Origin of the sequence: Seonamhaeicola sp. S2-3 (assembly GCF_001971785.1) — a bacterium.
Taxonomy (GTDB): domain Bacteria; phylum Bacteroidota; class Bacteroidia; order Flavobacteriales; family Flavobacteriaceae; genus Seonamhaeicola.
The window spans coordinates 1,688,565-1,715,106 of the sequence record NZ_CP019389.1 but is presented as its reverse complement, the minus strand read 5'-3'; the positions used below and the strand labels follow the sequence as shown (position 1 = coordinate 1,715,106).

Genomic DNA, 26,542 nt, shown 5'->3' with positions numbered 1-26,542 from the left:
TAGTACGCTTTTAACCCTTGCAGAATCAAATAAGTTTACTCTCTAAAAAAACTTTTCACAATTCTCACAATGAGTATCTTTAAATACTCATTTTCTAATAACTAAAAAGATAATTACTTAATGAATTTATGCTTACAAAGCTTTTTTAGGAAACGCCTTTTTATTAAAAACAATTAGCATTACAAAACCGGTGCTAATAGCTACATCGGCCACATTAAAAACTGGTTCAAAAAACGTAAAAAATTTGCCCCCAAAAAAAGGTAACCACTCGGGTAAATACCCCTTCCATAACGGAAAATAAAGCATATCTACTACTTTACCATGCAGTAAACCATCATAGCCTCCTTCTTCTGGTAAAAATGTTGCTATTTGACTATAGCTATCATTAAAAATAACCCCGTAAAAAACCGAGTCTATAATATTACCCATAGCACCTGCAAATATTAATGCAATAGCTACTATTAGCACCTTAGGTTTGTGCTTTTGGGTTACATCATAAAGCCAATAACCAATACCAAAAATAGCCACAACCCTAAACAAGGTTAAAGCTACTTTGGCAGACCTATCATTTATAAAAGGGATAAAATCGCTTATTTTAGTACCCCAAGCCATTCCATCATTTTCAATAAAATATATTTGAAACCAACTAAAAACCGTAACACTTTGCTGTAACTGAAAGTTTGTTTTTATATATATTTTGCTTATTTGGTCTATAAGCAAAATAATGATGATGAGTATGATGGATTTTTTTAGCGACATAGCTACTATTAAACAAAAACGTCTCGGTTTTAAACGAGACGTTTTATAAAAATTATATACATTTCATTTACTTCTGCATGTTTTTAGCCTCAATACTCAATGTAGCATGAGGCACTAACTCTAATCTTTTTTTATTGATTAGTTTTCCTGTAACACGACATATTCCGTAGGTTTTATTTTCTATACGAATTAAAGCATTTTTTAAATCGCGAATAAATTTTTCCTGACGGATAGCTAACTGCGAATTAGATTCTTTACTCATAACTTCGCTACCTTCATCAAAAGCCTTAAAAGTAGGAGACGTATCATCTGTACCGTTGTTATGATCATTCATATAAGCACTTTTAATTAGTTCTAAATCATGTTGTGCTTTATCTATTTTTTCTTGAATTATTACTCTAAATTCCTCTAGTTCGGCATCAGAATATCTTACGTTTGTTGTTCCCATAATTTTAATGTTTTTGAATAAACAATTTAGTATTTACATCATCAAATGAAATTTCAATACCGTTATCTAATTTATCAATTATTTCAAGCTCATCAGCCAATGTTTCCGTTTTAATATAACCCATATTAGAGCCTATAGCATTTACTATATGCTCGTCTTTTTGAAGTTTTACATCTATTCTATCTGTTACTTCAAACCCTGAATCTTTACGTAAATTTTGAATTCGGTTAATAAGTTCTCTCGCAATTCCTTCGCTTCGCAAATCATCAGTAATGGTTACATCTAGGGCAACTGTTAAAGTGCCTTCATTGGCAACTAACCAGCCTTCAATATCTTGAGATGCAATTTCTACATCATCGAGCCCTAAAATAATATTTTTTCCATTAATATCAACCTGAATTTCACCAGTTTGTTCAATTTTTTTAATATCATCTGCACTAAACGCTTTAATGGCGTTTGCAATAAGCTTCATGTCTTTTCCAAAACGAGGTCCTAGAGCTTTAAAATTAGGTTTAATTTGCTTCACTAAAATATCAGAAGCATCTTCTAAAAGCTCTACTTCTTTTACATTAACCTCGTGCTTAATTAAATCTGAAACCGCCAATATTTCTTCCTTTTGTTGCTCACTGTCAATAGGAATCATTATTTTTTGAAGTGGCTGTCGTACTTTAATTTTCTCCTTAGCTCTTAACGATAAAACTAATGAGGATATTGTTTGGGCATTTTCCATTTTTCGCTCCAAACTTTTATCAACATAACTTTCATCAAAAACCGGGAAATTAGCTAAATGTACACTTTCAAAAGTTTCTTTTTTGGTTACTGAATTTAAATCTAAATACAGCTTATCCATAAAGAATGGTGCAATTGGCGCTCCTAATTTAGCAATGGTTTCCATACACGTATAAAGTGTTTGGTATGCCGAAATTTTATCGGTTTGGTAATCGCCTTTCCAGAAACGCCTTCTACTTAAACGCACAAACCAGTTACTTAAATAATCTTGTGTAAAGTCTGATATAGCTCTTGCTGCTTTTGTAGGCTCATAATCGGCATAAAAAGCATCTACTTTTTTAATAAGTGTATGTAACTCTGATAAAATCCATCTATCTAATTCTGGTCTATCAGCTAATGGAATATCATCTTCAGAATAGTTAAAATTATCAAGATTTGTATATAAGCTGAAAAATGAATAGGTATTGTAAAGTGTTCCGAAGAATTTACGTTTTACTTCTTCAATACCATCAATATCAAATTTTAAATTATCCCAAGGGTTAGCGTTTGAAATCATGTACCAACGGGTAGCATCTGCCCCGTAATTTCCTAATGTTTCAAATGGGTCAACGGCATTTCCTAAACGTTTAGACATTTTTTGTCCGTTCTTATCTAAAACCAATCCGTTAGACACTACATTTTTATAGGCTACAGAATCGAACACCATGGTACCAATAGCATGTAATGTATAAAACCAACCGCGTGTTTGGTCTACTCCTTCTGCAATAAAATTGGCAGGATAGGTTGTGCCTTCATCAATTAGTTCTTTATTTTCAAATGGGTAGTGCCATTGTGCATATGGCATAGAACCAGAATCAAACCAAACGTCAATTAAATCGCTCTCGCGTTTCATTGGTTTTCCTGATGGTGATACTAGCGTAATTTTATCTACAATATTTTTATGTAAATCTAATTTGGCGTAGTTATCATCACTCATGTTGCCTAATTCAAAATCGGCAAAAATATCTTCGGCTAAAACACCTGCTTTAACCGCTTTTTGCATTTCAGCTTTTAATTCTTCAACAGAACCAATACATAATTCTTCTTTACCGTCTTCTGTTCTCCAAATTGGTAACGGAATACCCCAATAACGCGAGCGTGATAAATTCCAATCATTTGCATTTGCTAACCAGTTACCAAAACGACCTTCTCCGGTACTTTTTGGTTTCCAGTTAATAGATTGGTTTAGCTCATGCATTCTATCTTTAACATTGGTAACTTTAATAAACCAAGAATCTAAAGGATAGTATAAAATTGGTTTATCGGTACGCCAACAATTTGGGTAGCTGTGTTTATACTTTTCAACCTTAAAGGCTTTATTTTCTTCTTTTAATTTTATGGCAATTTCTATATCAACAGAACGTTCTGGAGCTTCGCCATCATCGTAATATTCATTTTTAACGTACTTACCAGCAAGTTCTTTCATTTCTGGACGAAAACGCCCTTGTAAATCTACTAATGGCACCAAATTATCATTTTCATCTTTTATTAACATTGGTGGCACCTCTGGTGTAGCCTGTTTTGCTACCAAGGCATCATCGGCACCAAATGTTGGTGCTGTGTGTACTATACCTGTACCGTCTTCGGTAGTTACAAAATCGCCAGAAATTATTCTAAAGGCATTTTCTGGGTTGTCATTTGGTAATACGTATGGCATTAATTGCTCATAAGTAACACCTACTAAATCAGCGCCTTTAAATTCTTTTACTATGAAGTATGGTATTTTTTTATCGCCTTCTTTATAACTATTTAATTCAGCAGTATCTTCAACTTGTTTGAATTTACCAGCAAATTGTTTTGATACTAAAGGTTTACCAAGCACTACATTTACGGGCTTGAATGTATATTGATTGAATGTTTTTACCAATACATAGTCAATTTTTGGACCAACTGTTAGTGCGGTATTACTTGGCAATGTCCAAGGTGTGGTTGTCCATGCTAAAAAGTGAATATCACCTTCATTTTTTAAAAACTCTGGTAAAGATTCTTGTTTTGCTTTAAACTGAGCCACCACAGTAGTATCAGTCACATCTTGGTAGGTTCCTGGTTGGTTTAACTCATGAGAACTTAAACCAGTTCCTGCTTTAGGTGAATAGGGTTGAATGGTGTAACCTTTATAAAGCAAGTTTTTGTTATAAATTTGTTTAAGTAACCACCAAACAGACTCCATGTATTTTGGTTCATAGGTAATGTATGGATCTTCCATATCTACCCAGTAGCCCATTTTTTCGGTAAGGTTGTTCCAAACATCTGTATAACGCATCACTGCTTTTCTACATGCTGCATTGTAATCTTCAACCGAAATGGTTTTACCAATATCTTCTTTAGTAATACCCAATTCTTTTTCAACACCAAGTTCAATTGGCAACCCGTGTGTGTCCCAACCTGCTTTACGTTTTACTTGATAACCTTTTTGAGTTTTGTACCTACAGAAAATATCTTTGATAGCACGTGCCATTACGTGGTGAATCCCTGGTAAACCATTTGCAGAAGGCGGCCCTTCAAAAAACACAAATGACTCGTGCCCTTCTCTTGAAGTTATACTTTTTTCAAAAATGTTATTTTCTTGCCAATATTGTAGTATCTCATTAGCTACATTTGGCAAGTCAAGTCCTTTATATTCAGGAAATTTACTACTCATTTATGCTTAAATCTTATAAGGTTGCGAATTTAAGAATTTATCCTGATATGGGTAATTTTTAGGCACAAAAAAAACCAGAACGCATTGTTCTGGTTTTTTTGAGTTTTTAATATATTAATTTACTATTATCTTTTTTGTAATTACTTGATTATTATCTGTTCTAAAACAAGCAACGTAACCACCTGTTGAAACATTAGGAATTGAAATACCATTACTTAAAGTTGCAGCTGAAACATCGGTTAATTCCATAACTGTTTGACCGCTCATACTTATTAAAGACATTCTTTTTACTGATGTATTAAGTTTCTTTACATAAATTTTGCGCTCTTTGTTTAAATAGTAAACATAGTTTTCATCAAAATTTGTTTCTTCTACACTTAATGACTTTTGTTGAGATTGGAACACAATTTCGAACCTGTTATTAAATTTTCCTTGTTCTGATGAGAAACCATATGCCGTACCATCTTTTAAGTTAAAATAGTCTCCCGTTAAATTGTCTTTTAAGTAAATTTCTTCTGATTCTTCAAAATTTTCTAATTCTGTAATTTTTATTTCAAATGAATTATTTCCTGATGATTTAAAGTTTAACGGTACTACCTTATCAGTAGTTAACGCTCCGTATGCTTGTATGTTCATATTCTTTCCTTCAAAATCTAGGTTTAAATCGTTATTATTAGTTTCATTACATTCTGATTCATATCCATAATCAAAATCATCAGTTGTTAAATCGCTAAATCCTAACAGCAACTCTCTTCTTGTGTCTGGTCCTGATACAGATGCAAACTCTAATCTAATCTTTTTAAAAGGGTTTTCTTCTTCTGTTTCTTCTGTTTTTGCCGTTGTTGTTTCTTTTGATTTGCTTTTAGTATTCTTAAAAAATACCGAACCATTATCATATGATCCATCTGCATCATCTTCTAAAATAAACACACGTTGGTTGTTGTTAAACTCTATTTCTCCATCTGCGATAACCTCTACAACAAAACCTTGACCAACAGGAAGGTATCTTGAAGGTACAAGTGTTCCGTCTTGTGAGCCATTATTTGCACCACTAATACCTACAAATTGGTAGGCTCTTATGGAGCCTAATTTAGTTACTTCGGCATATCCGCCATTATATTCATTTAAATAATGCGAATTACCACTCCATTGCTGCCATAAGTAAAGTGGTCCTTTAATAACACCCTCGTTATCATCAATAAACTGGTGAATATCTAATGCCGAAGGATAAGGATTTCCTAATAAACAACTTGTTCTAGACACATCGGCTTCTGAACCTTCTCCTCCTACATCACTTACACTTACCAAAACAGTACCGTTATTAGGCTTTCCTTCAAATATATACTGCTGTTCTGTACTGGCATTACCAGTTCCCTTTTGAGTGTAACCTACACCAGGACTTATATTTGAAGAAGCACCAATATGAGCCCAATCCCAATAAGTAACACCATTCATAAATGTATATAACCAATAGGTACTAATACTTCCGCTACCTGTGTAACCCGATGTAAATTGTACATTAAACCCGGTTTCATCTTTCAACATATCTAAACTAAACGGTGTATTATTAGTGTTATTTGTTGCAGCATTGTTATCGGTTAAACTGGTTGCTGCTGTTGCACCCACTGGAGAAGACCAGTAGTTGTACCTGTAAGGGTTTGGTGTTCCTTCTTGCCGCCTTAAAATCTTTCCATCGGCAGAGGTTACTAAATCACTTGCTATTGTTTGAATTAATTGAGAATCATCCATTAAATCTAGCGTTCCATTTAATTCAAAATACCATGAGTTTTGAATTAGGTTATCTCCATTTACTGTAAGTGTTTTATTTGAATCTATAATTAAACCCAATGTTTTGTGTGAATCTGAGGTTGTAACATCATTTTCTATTTTTACTATGCTACATTCTTTATTAGTACTAACATCTGTTATATCCCAAACATCTCCATACAACCATGTGCTAGCACTTGTCCAACTTCCATCTGATTTGGTTTTATAAGGCATTGGGGCTGTTTGCTCTTGAATTGTAGAAATATTATGTATATATAACCCATTATTATTATTAGAATAATCTAATGTTTTACCTGATTTTATATTGGTCATTGGGTAGTAAGCTATTAAATTAGTCCAAGGTATTGTACTACCGGTAGGCGAATCTCCTATATTTTTGGGAATAACAGTTCCTGCAACTACTCCAGAGTTTTCTTCAATTTCTTGATACACCATCATTCCTATTTGTTCACTAGTTAATGCTACATTAAACACTCTTACTTCATCAATATCACCTTTATAATATTCTTTATTTGAAACGTTATCTGTAGAACACCTTCCTATTTCAAAATTACCATTAGCATCTGCTGTGTTTTCAATTACAGCTCCTGAACTTCCTACATTTGATGAATCTATTAATTCTCCATCAACATATAATTCTATAGCTCCAGTACTGCCGTTGTACGTACCTGTAATGTGATGCCACTCATCATAATTTATAGCACTAGCTCCAATAGTTTTAGCAGAGTTGCCTTGTGTTGTAATTGTAAAGGTTGGTTGGTTTCCGTTTTGTAACCATAGTTTACAGCCTGTGTCTTCGCCTGCAATAGTTATATTGGCAGCGTTACCAGCATCTGTTTTTACCCATGCCATTATAGTAACATTGCCTAGTCCATCAATAAATGAGTTTGTTGATAGGTAATCATCAACACCATCAAAATCTATAGATGCGTATATTGGTGGGTTAGTATCAAATAAATCTCTATAATCTAAATCTCCACCAGTTGACAAATCTCCGTCTATATCTGGTAAAATTGATAAATCTGTTGGATCTTCAATATCTTCATTTACATCTAAAACAGTATCATTTACTCCATTGGTTTCAAAGGCATTATTTAATCCATCTTTATCAACATCGGCAGCGGCATAAGTGTTTGCCATACCGTTTTCAGTTATATCTGGCTTACCATCATTATCTGAATCTGAATCTAAATAGTCTGGAATACCATCTCCATCGGTATCTACTGGCACTAAACCTGTTCCGTAATTATCCCATAATCCAACATAAGAACCTGTAATATTTAAAGTACCGCTAGGTAATACATATCCTAAAGTAGATTGTGCTTCAACATTATCTGGAATACCATCATTATCACTATCTATGTCTAAATGATTTGCTAAACCATCATTATCATCATCAATAAATAAAGGAATATCACAAACACTATTAAAACGAACTTTATGTGTGTTTACTGAACCTCCTGTAGAAGCTGAAAAACCAAAATACACGAGATTATTTCCTCCAAAATAATTATTAATTAAATCTCCTGTATATAACCCAGCCAGAATACTATCTACATAATAACTAATTGTATTGGTGTCTGCATTCCAATTAATTACAACCGTATGCCAGTTATTATCTTCTAAATTTCCTAAATCTGTAGCTGTAGTTAACAAGCCTGAACCCGATTGGTTATCGGAATCCCAAATCATTCCATGATCATTTGTAATATCTCCACGAGAGGAATTATAATAGGTATCTAGTTCTAAAACAATACCATTTTTAATGCCACTTGCTCCCATACCTTCTCCTGTAGCTCCAACAGCCGATGTGCCTGCAGGGTCATCGTGAAAAATAATAGCCATACCATCTGCACCATTATCACTATTACCAAGATAAGCATCAAATGAAAATGAAAAACTATTATTAAAATTAATTCTGTCATTTATTATTGCTGCTCCAGCTTGAGTATTTACTGCACTGGTAAGCTTAAACTCTGTATCTGATATTTCTGCCGCTGTTCCACTTAATGTAAATACTTCAGATATGGTTCCGTTGGTCACTCCCTTTTCAACACAATCTAAAATACCATCATTATCATCATCTACATCTATAATATCAACAATACCATCACCGTCAAAATCAACAATTCCTGCAGAACCCGAGCCCCCTGATGGTAAACTACCACTAGCTTTGAAAACAATATTATAATCTTCTACCTCTCCAGAACTATAATTATAATTTGTTGATGAGAAATTTGTGTTAGACCCTTTGCGTAATCCAATTCTAATTACTGAGTTCCCTAGACTTGCAGTACTTGGTACATCTATACTTATAGGTATTTGAACTGTTTTTCTGTTTTTTTCATTTTTAATATCACTATAATTTTTAGCATTAAAAGTAAACAAAAACCGTTCTCCACTGTCTTCAAAATCATCATCGGTTGCTTCATTGAAATTCATCCAGACTGGAATTGTGTTGGTTTGTTCATTCCAATCATTAAGGGTTACCTCTACAGTTCCTTCTAATGTTTCCCCTACAGTAACCTCTGCTCTATCTTCTGATGAATAATATGTATGATCTCCTGTGCTTCCTGAGGTTGAATTATCAATAGAACCTATATTTACTTTAGAAATATAATAGGTGCTCCATCCACCTATATTTATTGGCTCTGAATATTCTGGATCTGTAATAATTGATGAATCTGAACCATCTTCTGAAATAAAGTTTATATTATAATCTTCTACTTCACCCGCTTTATACTTAAAATCACATGATGTGTAATTACTACTTTGTTTTTCCCTAAACCCGATTCTCATAACAGAACTACCTAGTTGAGCAGTACTAGGCACTGGTATTGAAATAGGAACGTCTATAGTTTTTAAACCACTAGTATAAGATTTATCTTGTAGTGTAAACGTAAATTCTTCTCCTGCATCTTCAAAATCGTCATCTGAATTATTAAAATTCATCCAAACAATTAATTTGTGCTTGTTTTTATTCCAACCATTAAGTGTAACAGTTACTGTTCCTGTAATAGTTTCACCTACCATAATATCGGTTGCTGGTACTGAAGAATAATAGGTGTACCCTCCTGTTGAACCTGTACTTGAATTATTTATATCTCCCAACGAAACATTTGAAATATAAAAGGTACTGTAATTACCAATATTATTTGGTTGACAATATTGCGCGAAAGAACTATTTGTTTCTAAAAAAAATATTACAAATAATAATTTTAATAGTATTAATTTTTTCATAGGTTATAGTTTAAGGGATAGAGATTAATTGTCTGATGATATTGTATTAAGTGCTATGGCATCATTAAAACTAGATTTAGAAGAAATACCAAAATTTATTAGTCTTACCCAAGTAGATGTTTCTGTTCCTGTGGCACCGTATAACAAATCTACATGTGAGAATTGATCAAACTCCATAAACAAGTAAAAATTGGTATCATCACCATGCACATCTATGTCTGCTGGTTCTAAAATCCAATCATCTATTGGGGCTACCAATGCTGGGTTTAACCTATATAATGTAAATCCTACCGGATTAGACCCATTAACAAACCCTGCTTGTTCTAAATAGGTTGTAGAGCTTAAATAAGGGGTGATTTTTGAAGTAACTGTATATGGATTAAATCCTGAAATTTCAGTGAAATTTCGGTTGCTTCTAGTATCTATATCTCTAGATTCTAAAACAACATTTTTTATTATAGCTGGCGTACCATTAGGCGTTGACGGTGTAACACTTCCTGTTTCTACCAAATCAAACGAATATGTTACATAATCATCATTACTAGAGTTAAACGAACTCACTCTTAACTCATTAGTGCAGTCTACCGTATAAGAACCATTAATATTTAAAATAGTAAGAATAAGGTCATAATGGTTATTTTGATATTGCAATGCTTTAGAATACAATACCTTTTCTCCTGCCTTTACATCTTCTAAATTAATGGCTGTTAACGGAATAGCATTCTTAAAATTTAAAGCGGTAGAATGTTTGTGCTCTGTAGTACTTTTTTCTTTGTTAATTTTTAGTGAATCTAAAAAATGTGAATTTCTAAACCCTAGAGCAGAGAATGTGTTAATTCCAAAACATACTATTAGAAATAATATGTTGAATTTAAGGGATTTTTTCATGGTTAAATTTTTATAGCTTTGGTAAAATTCCTGCACTATAAAACAAAACCTTCTAATAAAACGGATTAATTACGCTTGAGGGAAACGCTTAAAATATTGAAAATCAGAATACAAACTGTAATTATCCAATATTTAATATTACAATATTAGTGCATGCTTTGTTAAAATCCTAATAAAAACAGGTATTTTTATCGATTAAACGCAAAAATACTCGACGAAAAACTAATTTGAACATCGTTATTTTATTCAAATTTTTACATAATTAAGCTTACTAAATCTTCAATTTTTGAAATAAGTTGAATTTTAATTTTAAGATTTTTTAGTGAAATTTTGTTGTAACTAGAAACAAAAATTGAAGAAAACCCAAGCTTTTCTGCTTCTAAAATACGTTGTTCAACCCGCTGTACTGGTCTAATTTCTCCAGATAAGCCAACCTCGGCAGCAAAACAATAATTATGCGGTAGAGCTTCATCTTCATTTGATGATAAAATGGCGGCTACTACGGCTAAATCTATTGCAGGATCATCTACTGTAATGCCTCCTGTTATGTTTAAAAACACATCTTTTGCCCCCAACCTAAAACCAGCTCTTTTTTCTAAAACAGCTAAAAGCATATTAAGCCTTTTAGCATTAAAGCCTGTTGCAGACCGTTGTGGAGTACCATACACAGCAGTACTTACTAGGGCTTGAACTTCTATCATTAAAGGACGCATACCTTCTAAAGTTGCCGCTACAGCATTTCCAGATAACACCTCATCTTTTTTAGAAATTAGAATTTCACTAGGGTTAGAAACTTCTCTTAAACCAGAACCTTGCATTTCATAAATTCCTAGTTCATGCGTAGAACCAAATCTATTCTTGTTGGCTCTTAAAATTCTAAATACATGATTGCGGTCTCCTTCAAACTGTAAAACGGTGTCTACCATATGTTCTAGAATTTTAGGTCCCGCAATATGGCCATCTTTGGTTATATGCCCTATAAGAATAACTGGGGTTGCGGTTTCTTTAGCAAACTTTATTAACTCTGTAGTACACTCTTTTATTTGTGAAATACTTCCTGAAGACGATTCAATATAATCGCTATGAAGTGTTTGAATAGAATCTATTATTACAACATCTGGCTCTAAACTTTCTATTTGTTTAAAGATGTTTTGTGTTTTGGTTTCTGTTAAAATATAACAATTATTATTGTTTGGGTTAATGCGTTCTGCACGCATTTTTATTTGCTTTTGGCTTTCTTCGCCCGAAACATAAAGCGTTTTATAAGGAAGTTTTAAAGAAATTTGAAGTAGTAACGTACTTTTTCCTATTCCAGGTTCTCCTCCTAACAAAACAAGTGACCCTGGCACAATACCTCCACCTAAAACTCTATTAAATTCGGCATCTAAAGTATCTAGTCTAGCATCTTCAGAAATATTAATTTCATTTATTTTAAGAGGCTTAGCAATGCGTTTTGAACCAGAAGCGGGTGCTGATACTTTCCAATCGCTTTTTTCTGGTTTTTGAATAAGTTCTTCTGCAATGGTATTCCACGCTTTACAGGCGTTACATTGCCCTTGCCACTTAGCATATTGTGCTCCACAATTTTGACAATAAAAGGTTGTTTTAATTTTTGCCATTAATACCCAAAGTCTCTTTTAATTGCATCTGCTCTTTCAAGCACTAAATCTTTTGTTATTCCTGCTATTTCATCTAAAGTATAAGCAGATTGGTATGTGCGCATTGCTTTTTTTGGTTCGCCTCCTTCTTCATAAAACCTGCCTAAATAATATCCTCCTAAAAGTGTTTCTGGATATTCTTTTCTAGCTATTTTACCTAAATCTTCATAGTACTGATATTGCTCTGTTTTTTCTATAGCTGCTGAAATGGCTTTAAAATCGTTAATTAAAATTTGTTTTTCAATACCAAAGAGCGCATTTATAGTTTCATATTTTTCTACTAAATAATCTACTGGAGAGCCTTCTAATTCTAAAATAGTTTCTTTGTATTCTTTTCTACTTATAGGCTGAAAAACTTTAAAAATACTTTCAAAAGCATTGGGTAAGGCATGTGCAGGAACCGAATAATGTGACGCTCCTTCAAAACTACTAAATTTATAGGTTAAGTTTTCATTTTCTATTGTAGCTATATCACTGTTTAACGCCTTTGTCATTTGTTTAATAGACTTAGAGTCGTTTTCAGTATAAGCTAAACAATAAAATATTTTACTTTCTATAGTATTTAATCGTTCTGGAAGATAGTCTAACATATGAGGTGCCAACTCTGGACTTACAACTATATATGCCTTAAATAATGGGTTAGATTTTAGTAAGAAATAATTGATGAAATTTGCGGTTTCTCCATGCCCAACAGCAACTCTAAAATTAGCTGTACGATAATTTTTTTCTATGTACGGAATTAACTCTGTACCTATGAATTCAAAAAAAGCAGCTCCTGTTTCTATTGGTAATGAGTTTTGTTCTGAGTACATACAATCGTCATACCGCTTATCTATTTGATTAATACCAACCACTATGGCCTCTGGCATGTCTTCCCAATAAGAGTAATAATCGGCATTTCCAGCTACGGCTTCAAACATATAATCGCCATCCAACACTATAAATAGTGGGTATATTTTTTCTTGATTAGAATTATAACCTCTTGGTAATTGAATTTTAATTTGACGTTCTTCGCCTAATTTTGAAGATTGAAAATTTTCGTATTTAACTTGAGCATTTAAAGTAAAAATGGTTAATAAAAACAACCAACTGGAGCAAATTACTTTCATGAATTTAAGTGTTTATATTTTAAAGCGTAAGTTAATAAATTAAGTAAGAGATTAAAAAAACTGATAGTTATTTTGATTCTTTTTACTTCTTTATTCTGTTATAAATTGGCAGATAAAATAAAGACAAACCACCAAAAACAATAATTAAAAGTGTTTGAGACGCCCACATAATATATCCAAAAGCTATACTAGGGGCTTCGGCTATTCCAAAAAGTGAAAACCCTAAATATACAGCTAACGGGTAAGCACCTATACCGCCATTTGTAGCGGCAATACTAAAACTAGCAGCAATAAAACCTATTAAAATAGCAGAAAAAGGAATGTTAGAAGTTTCATTTAAAGCAAAAGATGTTACATAAAACATAAGCACGTACATACCCCAAATAAATAAAGTATGAAAAATGTAAGCCCACTTCTTCTTCATTTTAAAAATACTTAAAGCTCCTTCTATTAAACCACTTACAAATGTTTTAATTTTTAAAGCCAATTTAGAAGTACTTTTTTTAATAAACATGGTAAAAATTAAAGTTAACACAAGTAAGCCTACCAAACCAACAATGATTTTAAGTGGATTAAATTTTTCTATTAAAAAGCCATAAATAAAATCGAATTGAAGAAAGAGTGTTACAGTAATGATACCTAACATTACAAGCATGTCTGCAATACGTTCTGCTACAATAGTTCCAAAGCCTTTTTCAAAAGGAACCGCTTCGTAATTAGTTAAAATAGAAGCTCTAGCTACTTCTCCTGCTCTGGGTATGGTGTAATTGATTAAATAAGCCGCCATAACAGCCATAACACTGTTACCCAATTTAATGTTATAACCCATAGGCTCCAATTGAAAACGCCAACGGTATGCTCTAGACAAATGACTTAGCAAGCCAAAAAATACACCTAGCAAAACCCATTCTTTACTGGCAGCTTGCCAATATTCATAAATTTTAGCCAAAGGAACTGCCTTTAAAGAATACCAGACCAAAAAAACTCCCAGTAATAGTGGGAGTGTAATTTTTAGTATTCTTTTTGTTTTAAGGCTCAATGTTATTTTAATAAATTGGTTGCCTCATCTGGAAATACTAAAGAAGGTTTAAATTTTTTTGCTTCTTCAATATCCATAACTGCATAAGTAATTAAAATTAAGGTATCTCCAACAGAAACTTTTCTGGCCGCTGCTCCGTTAAGTGTTATTTCACCACTATTTCGTGGCCCAGGTATACAATAAGTTTCTAAACGTTCACCATTGTCATTATTTACAATTTGAACTTTTTCACCTTCAATAATGTTGGCAGCATCCATTAAATCTTCATCAATGGTAATACTACCTATGTAGTTAAGGTCTGCACCTGTGCATTTAACCCTGTGAATTTTAGATTTTACTACGTGAATTTGCATGTGACAAAGATAATTAATTTAAAGCGATATTATCAATAAGTCTAATATCATCAGCATATACTGCTATAAACGCTCTATATACTTTTTTGTTTGATTTTCGTTTAACGGGTTTTAGGGTTTCAGCATCAGCTATTATAAAATATTCTAACTCTAATAAATCATGATTAGAAAACTGGTTTTCAACCCATTCCGTTACTTTACTAGCACTTTTCGTGCCAAATATTTTTTTGGCTTCAGTTAAAGTTTTATAAATAAAAGGTGCTGCTTCTAAATACTCTGGTTTTAACCTAGTGTTACGAGAACTCATAGCTAATCCTGTAGTTTCTCTGTAAATGGGGCAACCTTCTATTTTTACAGGAATATGGTGTTTTTCAACAAGTTTTTTTATTATTTGCAACTGCTGAAAATCTTTTTCTCCAAAATAAGCATTGTGCGGTTTTACAATTTCAAAAAGTCGTTTTACAATGGTACCAACACCGTCAAAATGTCCGTGACGAAATTTCCCTTCCATTTCAAACTCTAAACCATCAAAATCAAAAGACTCAGAAACTGTTTTTCCCTCATAAACATCATCAACAGTTGGGGCATAAACCAATATTTTGTCTTTTGAAAGTGTTTGTAAAAGCGCAACATCTTTCTCTAAAGTTCTTGGGTATTTTTTTAAATCATCGCTATTATCAAACTGAGTAGGGTTTACAAAAATACTTACTACTACTTTGTTATTCTTTTTTAAAGCACGCTCTACCAAAGCTAAATGTCCTGCATGTAAAGCCCCCATTGTGGGCACTAAACCTACAATCTGGTTTTTAGTCTTTAAAAGCTCAATTGCTTTTATAATTTGTTGTTTTTCTGAGTAAACTTCCACCTTTTAATAAAAAATTAACGCCTGCAAACTTATGATTTTACAGTCAATTTGCATAAATTTTTGTACTTTTGCGTGTTTTTTATTTTGATTTTACAATTGTAAGGCTTGAATTTAACATGTCTTACAACGTTTCTATAAAAAATAAAAATCGTTAATTCCTAGTTAAAAATGACTTTAAAACGTCAGCAAAAACAAACATATGAAAGATAAGAGGATATTGTATGTATCATCTGAAGTAGTGCCTTATTTACCCGAAACCGAAATTTCTTCAATGTCGTTCGAAGCTCCAAGACTTGTAAATCAACAAGGAGGGCAAATTCGAATTTTTATGCCTAGATACGGAAATATTAATGAGCGCAGACATCAATTACATGAAGTTATCAGGCTTTCTGGAATAAACTTAGTAATTAACGATTTAGATATGCCACTTATAATTAAAGTAGCATCTATTCCTAAAGAACGTATTCAAGTTTATTTTATTGATAATGACGAATACTTTAAACGAAAAGCAACCTTAACAGATGAAGATGGCCAACTGTTTTCTGATAATGATGAGCGTGCCATATTTTTTGCAAAAGGCGTAATAGAAACCGTTAAAAAATTAAATTGGGCACCAGATATTATTCATGTTCATGGGTGGTTAGCCGCTCTTTTACCTGTGTATTTAAAAGAATACTACAAAGATGAACCTTTATTTAGTGAAAGTAAAATTGTTACTTCGGTTTACAACCAAAGTTTTGATGATACTTTAAATAAAGATATGATTAATAAAATTAAATTTGATAATATAAATGAAGATGCCATAAAAACCATTGAGGAACCTTCATATATTAATTTAATGAAAATTGCTATTGATTATTCTGACGCATTAATTATAGGCTCTGAAAATATTCCAGAAGCTTTAGACTCTTACTTAAAAGCATCAGATAAGCCTATTTTAGAATATAAAAATAGAGATGAATTTGGCGAAGCTTACACAACATTTTTTAATAATACCGTTTTAAGCTAACCAACACGTTCATTTTAAAATTTATGAAAAAGACTATTAAAGCCCTTCAAATTCCCGTTATTCTTCTTTTGCTTGTAATATCGTTTATTGCTTGTGATAAAGACTTTAACATAATTGATAGTGATGTTTTAGGTAGAAACCACGCTAATTTTAATACAGACGTAGATACTTTACCTATTGTATCATATAATAAAATACTAGACTCTGTTCAAATAAACGGACTGCCTTCTAATTTATTAGGGTATTATAATGACCCAGAATACGGTCCAACCACAGCTAGTGTTATAACCCAAATAATTCCAAATTCATATGATCCCGATTTTGGAGAAAACCCAGTTATAGACTCTGTAGTATTAAGCGTGCCTTATTATAGTGAAATTACTGGAATTGATGACGATGGTAACACTACTTACTCTATAAACGATTCCTTATACGGTAACCCAATTTCTAACATGAAATTATCTATTTATGAAAATGGTTACTTTTTAAGAGATTTTAACCCAGATAATCTAGAAGAAGGCCAAAACTACTACTCGCATGCAAATAGCGGAGACCCTAGCAGTAATTATGCCCTTACAGACAATACATTAATAAATTTTGATGCCTTTAAAGGCGCATTAATTAAAGACACCATATTTACACCTAGTAGCAACCCAATAGTTACAGTTGTTAGAACAGATTCTGACACTACCGAAACTATAAGTGTTCCTGCACTAAGAATTAAACTTGATAACAACTTTTGGAACTCTGCAATTATTAGTAAAGAAGGACAAACAGAATTAAGTAATGCTAGTAATTTTAAAAACTATTTCAGAGGCCTTTATTTTAAAGCCGAAGCAATAAGTGGAAATGGAAGCATGGTGTTATTAAATTTCGGTTCATCTGACGCTAGCGTAACAATTTATTACTCTAGTGATGACGAAGATAATGCTGGAGAACAAATTCAAAGCACTTATAGCTTTAACTTTAGTGGTAACAGATTAAATACTTTTATTAATGAACATACGGTAGTAATACCAACACCTAATAAAACCTTAGGCGATGATAAAATTTATTTAAAAGGCGGTCAAGGGTCTATGGCTATTGTAGATTTGTTTCCAACAACAGAAGCCTTGAATGATTTTCTTAATGAATTTAGAATTCCTGATGGTGATGACTACCTAAAAGATGAATCCACAGGAGAATATGTCTTAAAAAAACTTATCAACGAAGCACATTTACTTATTTATGAAGACGAAACATCAACAACCTCACTTGATGATTATCATAAATACGACAGAATTTATGCCTACGATATTGAGAATAATTCTGAAACCATAGATTATTTATTTGATGTTACTGAAAACACTTCAGAACCTGTAAACTCAAGAATAATAAGTCTTGGTGTTAGAGATACCATTAATAAGAATTTTAAAATTCGTTTAACAGAGCATTTAAACAATATTTTAGTTAACGATTCTACTAACACCAAAATAGGGTTAGTACTATCAACAAATGTTAATTTAACCACTAATTCTGAAATTTTAAAAAGTGAAGATGTAGTTACCGCTATTCCTATGGCAACTGTTCTAGCTCCAAAAGGAACTATTTTACACGGAAGTAATAGCGCTAACCAAGAAAAACGCATGATTTTAAAACTCTTTTACACTGAGCCTAAATAAGTTAACCCCTAACTTTTAATAGGCAGTATTTAGTTTTATTTGAATTTCATCGTTTAAAACAACTACTTTATATAATAATTTAGTTTAGTTTAACTTTTATTTTACATATTTGTTTTGCTATTAACTTAATATTAACCCAAATTAATTAAATACTTATGTGTGGCATAGTTGGATATATAGGACACCGCGAAGCTTATCCTATCATAATAGAAGGACTTAAGCGATTAGAATACCGTGGATATGACAGTGCAGGAATTGCATTATTTGATGGAAAAGACCTTAAAGTTTCAAAAACCAAAGGCAAAGTAGCAGATCTTGAAGCTATTTCAGAAAAAGAAATCACAAAAACTGGTAATGTAGGCATAGGTCATACACGTTGGGCTACACATGGTGTTCCTAATGATGTAAACTCACACCCCCATGTTTCAAACTCTGGTAACCTTGTAATAATACACAATGGTATTATTGAAAACTACGAATCTTTAAAACAAGAACTTATTTCTAGAGGATATACTTTTAAATCTGATACAGATACCGAAGTTCTAATAAATTTAATAGAAGACGTAAAAAAACAAGAAGGCGTTAAACTCGGGAAAGCTGTTCAAATTGCCTTAAACCAAGTAATTGGCGCTTACGCAATAACTGTTTTTGACAAAAACAAACCAGAGGAGATAGTAGTGGCTCGTTTAGGAAGCCCTTTAGCTGTTGGTATAGGTGAAGATGAATTTTTTATTGCAAGTGATGCCTCTCCTTTTATAGAATACACAAAAGAAGCCATTTATTTAGAAGATGAAGAAATGGCTATTATAAGATTCCATAAAGGCATTAAAATAAGAAAAATTAAAGACGATTCTTTAGTAGACCCTTATGTTCAAACACTTCAATTAAACCTTGAAGAAATTGAAAAAGGCGGGTATGATCATTTTATGCTAAAGGAAATTCATGAGCAACCAAAAGCTATAACAGACACATACAGAGGAAGACTTTTAAGAGACCAAGCTATTATAAAAATGGCAGGAGTTGAAGACAACATGAAAAAATTCCTCAATGCCAACAGAATTATTATTGTTGCGTGTGGTACTTCATGGCACGCTGGTTTGGTTGCAGAATATATTTTTGAAGACTTAGCTAGAATACCTGTTGAAGTTGAATATGCTTCAGAATTTAGATACAGAAACCCTGTAATTAGAGAAGATGATGTTTTAATAGCCATTTCACAATCTGGTGAAACCGCCGATACTCTAGCGGCTATAAAACTTGCTAAATCTAAAGGCGCCTTTGTTTTTGGTGTATGTAATGTAGTGGGTTCTTCTATTGCTAGAGAAACCGATGCAGGTGCTTATACCCATGCAGGCCCAGAAATAGGAGTAGCATCAACCAAAGCATTTACAACGCAAATTACCGTATTAACATTAATGGCTTTAAGATTAGCTAGAGCAAAAGGAACTATAAGCAGTTCAGATTTTAGACGCCATTTGTTAGAATTAGAAATGATTCCTAGTAAAGTAGAAAAATCATTAGAATCTGATGCGCATATTAAGTACATAGCCGATATCTACAAAGATGCTCCTAACTGTTTATATTTAGGAAGAGGCTATAACTTCCCCGTTGCTCTAGAAGGCGCATTAAAATTAAAAGAGATTTCATATATCCATGCCGAAGGTTATCCTGCTGCCGAAATGAAACACGGCCCTATTGCTTTAATAGATGAAAACATGCCAATCATTGTAATTGCTACTAAAAAAGGCCATTACGAAAAAGTAGTTAGCAACATTCAGGAAATAAAATCTAGAAAAGGAAAAATTATAGGAATTGTAACAGAAGGTGATGAACAAGTAAAAGAACTTGCAGACCACGTTATTGAAATTCCAGAAACCTTAGAATCTCTTTCACCACTTCTTACCACAATTCCGCTACAATTACTATCATACTACATTGCAGTTATGTTAGGTAAAAATGTAGATCAACCTAGAAATTTAGCAAAATCTGTTACTGTAGAATAGACCCTGATTTTTTATATATAAAATCCCAAAGCTTTAAAACTTTGGGATTTTTTTATTACCTTAATTTTGCCAAAAACGCAATTTTAATACCATTTTTTTGCTAATTTATGTTATGCACGCATAGTTTTTTGCGATTTTATTTTTATATTGCCTAAATAATTAAACTAATTTTAACTAAATGAAGACAATTTTTCCTATTATTATGTTGTTTTTTTGTGGTTTAACCTACTCTCAAACAACAATTTCAGGTTCTGTCACAGATGAAAATAAACAACCCATCCCAGGTGCTAACATTATCATCCTTGGTACCAGTACAGGGGTAGTTTCAGACTTTGATGGAAATTTTACATTAACTTTTTCTCAAAACCCTCCATTTACAGTTCAAGCAAGTAGCGTTGGTTTTGAAACAGTAACTCAAAAGGTTACTGCAAATAATCAAGTTATTAACTTTGTTTTAAAAGAAGGTAATGCGCTCGATGAAGTGGTTATTTCTGCTTCAAGAACTCCAGAACGCATTTTTGAATCGCCCGTTACTGTTGAAAGATTCGGACTTAAAGAAATTAAAAACACGGCCTCTGCCGATTTTTATGATGGTTTAGAAAACCTTAAAGGTGTTGATGTAAATACAAACAGTTTAACCTTTAAATCTGTTAACACTCGTGGTTTTGCAACCTTTGCAAACAATCGTTTTATGCAATTGGTTGACGGTATGGATAACTCAACCCCTGCACTTAACTTCCCCATAGGAAATTTAGTAGGAATGGTAGAAACAGATGTACAAAGCGTTGAACTACTACCTGGGGCTTCATCTGCTCTTTATGGCGCTAATGCTTTTAACGGCATTTTATTTATGCGAAGTAAAAATCCTTTTGACCACCACGGAATTAGTGCGTATTACAAACAGGGTATAACGTCGCAAGAGTCTGCTGGAGACAATAGCTATACAGACTTTGGTATAAGAATGGCTCACAAATTCAGCGATAAATTTGCTGCCAAAGTTAATTTTGGCTACTTAAAAGGAACAGATTGGGCTGCTACTAGTGAAGTAGATAAAATTGACCCAACTAGAACCAGAGCAGATTTAGACTATGATGGAATAAACGTTTATGGTGATGAAGTATCAGCAAATATTAGATCTGAAGCGCCTGAATCTGTAAAAGGAATCATCCCTGATGTTAATGTAAGTAGAACAGGATATAATGAAAGAGATTTAACAGACTACAATGCCGAAAGTATAAAAGCAGATTGGGGCTTGTATTTCCGTCCATGGGAAAACGATTTTGAAATTCAATATGTTGGTAAAGTAGGCACTGGTACTACCATATACCAAGGCACAAATAGATATAACATTGACAACTTCTTCCAACAACAACATAAAATTGAATTTAAAAATGATAACTTTTTCTTAAGAGGCTATGTGGTTGCAGACAAAGCTGGAGATTCTTATGATATGGTTTTCACCGGAATTAACATTAACAGAGCTTGGAAAAGTGATGAACAATGGTTTAAAGAATATATTGAAACTTATGCAGGAGCTACACTTGGCGGTGCTACCGAAGCCGAAGCCCATGCAGCAGCTAGAGCGCAAGCAGAATCTGGAAGATACGAACCCGGATCAAATGAGTTTGTGGCGGCCTTTAACAAAAGTATAAACGACCCAGATTTATCTACTGGATCTAAATTTCAAGATGCTTCAAAATACTATCACGCTGATGCTAATTATAATTTTGGACACCTAATAGATTGGGCCGAAATTCAAGTTGGGGGTTCTTACAGAAAATACAGTTTAAATTCTTCTGGAACTATTTATACAGATAATGATGGACCAATACATTATTCTGAATTTGGTTTATATTCTCAAATTCAGAAAAACATCGAATTAAATGATGATTTACAACTAAAACTTACTGGTTCTATTCGTTATGATAAATCAGAATTTTTTGATGGTTTCTTATCTCCAAGAATATCGGCTGGTTTAACCGTAAACAAAAATCATAACTTTAGAGCATCTGTACAAACAGGATTTAGAAATCCAACTACTCAAGATTTATTTATTGGTTTAGATGCTGGTAGAGCTATTTTGGTTGGTTCTGCTCCAGACAATTTAGACCGATATGTACGTACTTTTGATGTTAGTGATGAAGGACAAGCTTTAGGGCAAGGAGCTACCGTTACGCAAACAGGTAGAGTTACTTATGAAAACTCATATACAGCAAGTTCTGTTTTAGAAATGGCAGACACAGGAAATCCTGCTGTTTTAGAAATTGCTAATCCTGATATTATTCAGCCAGAGCAAGTATCTTCTGCAGAAATAGGTTATAGAGGTAAGTTTAATAACTTAATTGTAGATTTTAGTGCTTACTACAACAAATACAAAGATTTCATATCGCAAGAAGTTGTAATTGCTCCTTTTTACGGCACCGTTGGTGATGGTGGTTTATCTATAGCTGCAATTGCTAACGATGATTACCAAGCTTATAGTTCTTATACAAACTCACCTGCAGACGTTAATTCATACGGGGCTTCTATTGGATTATCTACCAAAATTTTTGGAAACTTTGATTTAAGTGGTAATTATACCTTTGCTAAACTAGATTTTGATAGAACTAAATATCCAGATTTCACTACAAACTTTAATACACCAGAACATAAATTTAAAGCATCATTCGGAAACACAGAGTTATTTAAAAATTTCGGATTTAATATTGCTTATAGATTTAGTGATGACTACTATTGGGAAGCTACTTTTGGTAATGGTCTTGTTCCTGAATACCACGTGGTTGATGCTCAAATTAATTTAAAAGTTCCTAGCTTAAAATCATCTTTCAAAGCAGGTGCTACAAACTTATTAGGAGAAGAGTACTTTACTGCTTTCGGTACAGGTTTCATAGGATCAATGTACTACGTTTCATGGACAATTAACAACTTATAATTATTATGAAAATGAATTTTAACTCAAAATATATAGGGCTTTTTATTGCTCTTCTTGGATTAGTTGCTTGTAACGACCCTGAAGATGTTTTAGCCGATTTTAATATAGATACAAGCACTGAAATAGCACCAGATTTAAATACTGGTTCCGTTGATTTTTCAACCTACGTATCTGTAGGAAACTCATTAACCGCTGGTTTTACAGACAATGCGCTTTTTATTGCTGGTCAAGAAAACTCCATGCCTAATATACTATCGCAAAAATTTGCAATGTTAGGTGGTGGCTCATTTACACAACCCTTAATGAATGATAATTTTGGCGGACTCATTTTAGGCGGAAACATTCTCTATGATCCAGATACAGGTGAACAACTTTTTACACCTCGCTTGGTTACAACTGGTAGTGCGCCTTTAGCTTTAGAGGAAGTTATAGGAAGTGTAACACCAACCACAGACTTTTTATTAAATAACCCAACAGGACCATTTAATAATATGGGCGTTCCAGGAGCTAAAAGTTTCCATATGATTGCTACAGGTTATGGAAACATTGCCAACTTCCCTTCTGCGGCTAACCCGTATTTTATAAGAATGACTGGTAGCACTCCCGATGCAAGTATTTTAGAATTAGCCATGAGCCAAAACCCAACATTTTTTACGCTTTGGGCAGGAAATAATGATGTTTTAGGATACGCAACCACAGGTGGTGACGGATCAGACCCTATTACAGATAAGGCTACCTTTGATTTTGCTATTAATTCTTTAGTAACCTCTTTAACCTCAAATGGTGCTAAAGGTGTTATGGCTAACATTCCATATGTAACAGATATTCCACACTTTACAACTGTTACTTACGATGCTTTAGACCCTAATGACGAAGATAATGGACCTGCGCTTGTTGCTCAAATACCAACATTAAATCAAGTTTACGGAGCCATAAATCAAATTTTTGCAGCTTTAGACCCTTCTAGAACCATTACTTTTTCAACAACAGAAGCTAATGGTGTGGTTATTTATGACGAAACTTTAACTGATTTATCTGCTCAAATCACAGCTGCCTTAAGTTCTAGTTCTAGCTTTTCATTATTTGTTCAAAGCTTAGGCTTATCTGAACAAGAAGTTCCTTTAGTAGCAACTTTAATGGGCAATGCCTACGGACAAGCAAGACAAGCCAATGAAAATGATTTGTTACTACTATCAAGTGCTTCAGTAATTGGTGAAGTTAATAGTTTTTCATTCAATGCTCTAAAAGGCTATGGGTTATCTGATGCTTTAGCTGCTCAATTTTCAATTGAAGGTATAACACTGCCTTTAATAGACAAATGGGTATTACTACCTAGTGAACAAGAGGAAATTAAAAATGCTATAGATGAATTTAATGCCACCATTAAAAACGCTGCTGATGCTGCTGGTTTAGCATTTGTTGATGCAAACGCTTTACTGTCAGAATTAGCAACAACAGGATTAGCTTCTAATAATTTTATTTTAACTTCAAACTTAGTAACAGGCGGAGCCTTCTCGCTTGATGGCGTGCATCTAACAGCAAGAGGTTATGCTTTTATGGCAAATGAATTTATGAAAGCCATTGATGCTACTTACGGAACTAATTTTGAAGCCTCAGGAAATTTAGTTGATATAGGAAATTATCCAACCAACTATTCCCCAACGTTACAATAAACACTAATTAAAAAATTAAACAAAGACACCTTCTAACCAAAGGTGTTTTTTTATTAGAAAAAAGCTTAAAAAACAACTTTCTTTTTAAATTAAAAAATATATCTTTGCAGCCGAAAACAAAAGCATGTTTTCATACAATTAAATCGCATAATATTAAACAGATAAGTAATGTCAAAAGTTACAGGTAAAGTTGCACAAATAGTAGGACCAGTTATTGATGTAGAATTCGGAGCAGGGTCTGAACTTCCAAAGATTTACGATTCGTTAGAAATTAAAAGACCAGACGGCTCTACATTAGTACTTGAAGTACAATCTCACATTGGTGAAGATACTGTACGTACAATTGCAATGGATTCATCAGATGGTTTAAGCAGAGGAACAGAAGTTGTTGCAACAGGAGCACCAATTCAAATGCCTATAGGTGAAGATGTTTACGGACGTTTATTTAACGTAATTGGAGATGCCATTGATGGTTTAGGTAATTTACCTAAAGCTAATGATGACGGGTTACCAATTCACCGTCAAGCACCTAAATTTGAAGATTTATCTACTTCAACAGAAGTGTTATTTACAGGTATTAAAGTTATCGATTTAATTGAGCCTTACGCTAAAGGTGGTAAAATTGGATTATTTGGTGGTGCCGGTGTAGGTAAAACTGTATTAATTCAAGAATTAATTAACAATATTGCAAAAGGTCACGGTGGTTTATCGGTATTTGCCGGTGTAGGTGAAAGAACTCGTGAAGGAAATGACCTTTTAAGAGAGATGTTAGAATCTGGTATTATTAAATACGGTGAAGATTTCTTACACTCTATGGAAGAAGGCGGATGGGATTTAGCTAAGGTTGATAAATCGGCCATGAAAGATTCTAAAGCTACTTTCGTATTCGGGCAAATGAATGAGCCACCAGGAGCACGTGCTCGTGTTGCCTTATCTGGTTTAACAATTGCAGAATATTTCCGTGATGGAGCTGGAGATGGCCAAGGTAAAGATGTACTTTTCTTCGTAGATAACATTTTCCGTTTTACGCAAGCAGGTTCAGAGGTATCGGCACTTTTAGGTCGTATGCCATCTGCGGTAGGTTACCAACCAACACTAGCAACAGAAATGGGTGCTATGCAAGAGCGTATTACGTCAACTAAAAAAGGTTCTATTACATCTGTACAAGCGGTTTACGTACCTGCAGATGATTTAACAGATCCAGCACCAGCAACAACCTTTGCTCACCTTGATGCAACAACAGTATTATCTCGTAAAATTGCTGAGTTAGGTATTTATCCTGCGGTAGACCCATTAGATTCTACCTCTCGTATCTTAACTGCAGATATTTTAGGTGATGATCATTATAACTGTGCTCAAAGAGTAAAAGAGTTATTGCAACGCTATAAAGAATTACAAGATATTATTGCTATTCTTGGTATGGAAGAGCTTTCTGAAGAAGATAAATTAGCGGTATCAAGAGCAAGACGTGTACAACGTTTCTTATCACAACCATTCCACGTTGCAGAGCAATTTACTGGTATACCAGGAGTTTTAGTAGATATTAAAGATACTATTAAAGGCTTTAATATGATTATGGATGGTGAATTAGACCACCTTCCTGAAGCAGCTTTCAACCTTAAAGGTACCATTGAAGATGCTATTGAAGCTGGAGAGAAAATGTTAGCTGAAGCGTAAAATTAGTTAGCAGTAATCAGTGTTCAGTCTT

16 protein-coding genes are annotated in these 26,542 nt (G+C 33.3%); 6 read left to right on the top strand and 10 right to left on the bottom strand.

Annotation, left to right across the window (positions count from 1 at the left end; genetic code table 11):
- Positions 1–132: 132 nt before the first annotated feature.
- From BWZ22_RS07905 to panC, 10 genes are all read right to left on the bottom strand, one after another.
- Positions 133–759 carry a lipoprotein signal peptidase gene (locus tag BWZ22_RS07905; RefSeq protein ID WP_076699167.1) on the bottom strand — a complete coding sequence of 209 codons (627 nt, stop codon included), beginning with the start codon at positions 757–759 and terminating at the stop codon, positions 133–135.
- Between the two features lie 67 nt (positions 760–826).
- On the bottom strand, positions 827–1,207 hold the full coding sequence (locus BWZ22_RS07900) for a TraR/DksA C4-type zinc finger protein (protein ID WP_076699166.1): 381 nt from the start codon (positions 1,205–1,207) through the stop codon (positions 827–829).
- Between the two features lie 4 nt (positions 1,208–1,211).
- On the bottom strand, positions 1,212–4,616 hold the full coding sequence (ileS, locus tag BWZ22_RS07895) for an isoleucine--tRNA ligase (protein ID WP_076699165.1): 3,405 nt from the start codon (positions 4,614–4,616) through the stop codon (positions 1,212–1,214).
- A gap of 114 nt (positions 4,617–4,730) precedes the next feature.
- Positions 4,731–9,644 carry a LamG-like jellyroll fold domain-containing protein gene (locus tag BWZ22_RS07890; protein WP_076699163.1) on the bottom strand — a complete coding sequence of 1,638 codons (4,914 nt, stop codon included), beginning with the start codon at positions 9,642–9,644 and terminating at the stop codon, positions 4,731–4,733.
- Between the two features lie 24 nt (positions 9,645–9,668).
- On the bottom strand, positions 9,669–10,532 hold the full coding sequence (locus BWZ22_RS07885; RefSeq protein ID WP_076699162.1) for a hypothetical protein: 864 nt from the start codon (positions 10,530–10,532) through the stop codon (positions 9,669–9,671).
- A gap of 254 nt (positions 10,533–10,786) precedes the next feature.
- Positions 10,787–12,151 (bottom strand): DNA repair protein RadA, encoded by a 1,365-nt coding sequence (radA, locus tag BWZ22_RS07880; protein ID WP_076699161.1) that lies wholly within the window; start codon positions 12,149–12,151, stop codon positions 10,787–10,789.
- Positions 12,151–13,299 carry an alpha/beta hydrolase gene (locus BWZ22_RS07875; RefSeq protein WP_076699160.1) on the bottom strand — a complete coding sequence of 383 codons (1,149 nt, stop codon included), beginning with the start codon at positions 13,297–13,299 and terminating at the stop codon, positions 12,151–12,153. Before BWZ22_RS07875 ends, radA begins: the two co-directional genes overlap by 1 nt.
- An 82-nt stretch (positions 13,300–13,381) precedes the next feature.
- A complete protein-coding gene (locus BWZ22_RS07870) occupies positions 13,382–14,338 on the bottom strand; it encodes a lysylphosphatidylglycerol synthase transmembrane domain-containing protein (protein WP_076699159.1) in 957 nt (318 codons plus the stop codon).
- A gap of 2 nt (positions 14,339–14,340) precedes the next feature.
- Positions 14,341–14,691 carry an aspartate 1-decarboxylase gene (gene panD, locus BWZ22_RS07865; RefSeq protein ID WP_076699157.1) on the bottom strand — a complete coding sequence of 117 codons (351 nt, stop codon included), beginning with the start codon at positions 14,689–14,691 and terminating at the stop codon, positions 14,341–14,343.
- Between the two features lie 13 nt (positions 14,692–14,704).
- Entirely contained in the window at positions 14,705–15,556 is an 852-nt protein-coding gene (panC, locus tag BWZ22_RS07860) for a pantoate--beta-alanine ligase (protein WP_076699156.1), read from the bottom strand.
- A gap of 199 nt (positions 15,557–15,755) precedes the next feature.
- Here panC and BWZ22_RS07855 point away from each other — a divergent pair, with 199 nt between their 5' ends.
- The 6 genes from BWZ22_RS07855 to atpD all read left to right on the top strand — a co-directional run bounded on the left by BWZ22_RS07855 (position 15,756) and on the right by atpD (position 26,511).
- Entirely contained in the window at positions 15,756–16,565 is an 810-nt protein-coding gene (locus tag BWZ22_RS07855) for a glycogen/starch synthase (RefSeq protein WP_076699155.1), read from the top strand.
- 23 nt (positions 16,566–16,588) lie between these two features.
- Complete coding sequence (locus BWZ22_RS07850; RefSeq protein WP_076699153.1) at positions 16,589–18,226, top strand: DUF4270 domain-containing protein; 1,638 nt, start codon at positions 16,589–16,591, stop codon at positions 18,224–18,226.
- A 155-nt stretch (positions 18,227–18,381) separates the two neighbouring features.
- Positions 18,382–20,229: a glutamine--fructose-6-phosphate transaminase (isomerizing) gene (gene glmS, locus BWZ22_RS07845; protein ID WP_076699152.1), complete on the top strand. Its 1,848-nt coding sequence runs from the start codon at positions 18,382–18,384 to the stop codon at positions 20,227–20,229.
- Between the two features lie 178 nt (positions 20,230–20,407).
- The gene (locus BWZ22_RS07840) at positions 20,408–23,161 is read left to right on the top strand and encodes a TonB-dependent receptor domain-containing protein (protein WP_076699150.1); all 2,754 of its coding nucleotides are present in this window, start codon (positions 20,408–20,410) and stop codon (positions 23,159–23,161) included.
- 11 nt (positions 23,162–23,172) lie between these two features.
- Positions 23,173–24,834, top strand: coding sequence for an SGNH/GDSL hydrolase family protein (locus BWZ22_RS07835; protein WP_371326817.1), 1,662 nt, complete (start codon positions 23,173–23,175; stop codon positions 24,832–24,834).
- A gap of 168 nt (positions 24,835–25,002) precedes the next feature.
- Positions 25,003–26,511, top strand: a complete 1,509-nt coding sequence (gene atpD / locus BWZ22_RS07830) for a F0F1 ATP synthase subunit beta (RefSeq protein WP_076699147.1) — start codon at positions 25,003–25,005, stop codon at positions 26,509–26,511.
- Positions 26,512–26,542 lie beyond the last annotated feature (31 nt).

Excerpts from the sequence above, each read along its gene's own strand:
- panD (WP_076699157.1), bottom strand. The coding sequence starts at position 14,691 with ATGCAAATTCACGTAGTAAAATCTAAAATTCACAGGGTTAAATGCACA.
- BWZ22_RS07885 (WP_076699162.1), bottom strand. The coding sequence starts at position 10,532 with ATGAAAAAATCCCTTAAATTCAACATATTATTTCTAATAGTATGTTTT.
- BWZ22_RS07890 (WP_076699163.1), bottom strand. The coding sequence starts at position 9,644 with ATGAAAAAATTAATACTATTAAAATTATTATTTGTAATATTTTTTTTA.
- BWZ22_RS07900 (WP_076699166.1), bottom strand. The coding sequence starts at position 1,207 with ATGGGAACAACAAACGTAAGATATTCTGATGCCGAACTAGAGGAATTT.
- atpD (WP_076699147.1), top strand. The coding sequence starts at position 25,003 with ATGTCAAAAGTTACAGGTAAAGTTGCACAAATAGTAGGACCAGTTATT.
- glmS (WP_076699152.1), top strand. The coding sequence starts at position 18,382 with ATGTGTGGCATAGTTGGATATATAGGACACCGCGAAGCTTATCCTATC.
- BWZ22_RS07905 (WP_076699167.1), bottom strand. The coding sequence starts at position 759 with ATGTCGCTAAAAAAATCCATCATACTCATCATCATTATTTTGCTTATA.
- BWZ22_RS07875 (WP_076699160.1), bottom strand. The coding sequence starts at position 13,299 with ATGAAAGTAATTTGCTCCAGTTGGTTGTTTTTATTAACCATTTTTACT.
- ileS (WP_076699165.1), bottom strand. The coding sequence starts at position 4,616 with ATGAGTAGTAAATTTCCTGAATATAAAGGACTTGACTTGCCAAATGTA.
- BWZ22_RS07840 (WP_076699150.1), top strand. The coding sequence starts at position 20,408 with ATGAAGACAATTTTTCCTATTATTATGTTGTTTTTTTGTGGTTTAACC.
- BWZ22_RS07850 (WP_076699153.1), top strand. The coding sequence starts at position 16,589 with ATGAAAAAGACTATTAAAGCCCTTCAAATTCCCGTTATTCTTCTTTTG.
- BWZ22_RS07855 (WP_076699155.1), top strand. The coding sequence starts at position 15,756 with ATGAAAGATAAGAGGATATTGTATGTATCATCTGAAGTAGTGCCTTAT.
- radA (WP_076699161.1), bottom strand. The coding sequence starts at position 12,151 with ATGGCAAAAATTAAAACAACCTTTTATTGTCAAAATTGTGGAGCACAA.
- BWZ22_RS07835 (WP_371326817.1), top strand. The coding sequence starts at position 23,173 with ATGAATTTTAACTCAAAATATATAGGGCTTTTTATTGCTCTTCTTGGA.